The organism is Bradyrhizobium sp. 142, from assembly GCF_023074015.1.
Lineage (GTDB): Bacteria > Pseudomonadota > Alphaproteobacteria > Rhizobiales > Xanthobacteraceae > Bradyrhizobium.
On record NZ_JADPKQ010000327.1, the window covers coordinates 1 to 577 of the forward strand.

At 58.1% G+C, this 577-nt stretch carries 2 protein-coding genes; one reads left to right on the forward strand and one right to left on the reverse strand.

All coding sequences use genetic code 11. The annotated features are described in order from the left end of the window. Positions 1-295: ABC transporter substrate binding protein (locus IVA82_RS30925; protein WP_276578788.1), on the forward strand; the 295-nt coding region annotated here is incomplete at its 5' end. Between the two features lie 39 nt (positions 296-334). Here the strand turns inward: IVA82_RS30925 and IVA82_RS30930 are convergent. Then, positions 335-577: hypothetical protein (locus IVA82_RS30930; protein ID WP_247493678.1), on the reverse strand; the 243-nt coding region annotated here is incomplete at its 5' end.

Here is a 577-nt window from a genome sequence, read left to right on the forward strand (position 1 = left end):
CGATCTCCGCGACCGAATCGCGGAGCTAGCATTGCGGGCTCGCATTCCGACTTCGTCCTCCATTCCGGAGATGACCGATGCTGGGGCGCTCATCGGCTACGGTCCTCCTCGTCGAACTTTTTATCGCCGCTCAGCCGTCTACGTGAAAAAACTACTCAACGGAGCTAAACCCGCCGACTTACCGGTCGAGCAACCGGTCCTCTTCGAGTTTTCGGTGAACTTGCGAACTGCAAGGGCGCTTGGCGTTACCGTTTCGGGCGCCATGCTGGCTCGCGCCGACCGAGTAGTGGAGTGAGCACCCAGCGATGGGCGCAGTATGCGCGTAAGGAGCCCTTCACAAGCTGATTGCCATTCCATCGCCAATGCAGTCGCGTAGAAGCTTTCCACGCGACCGCGTTCGACTATCGCGGGCATCCGAGTTGTCTCGTTCTTTCATATCATATCGATTTCCTGACTTGGTCACGCCAGACTTCGCAACGAGTAACGCCATTTCGCCTTGCCGGTGGATTTCGTTCGTGGCTTTCAGATAGCGACCAGCGCTGCGCACCCTCCGAGCTACTCGGTCCAAAGACAGCCA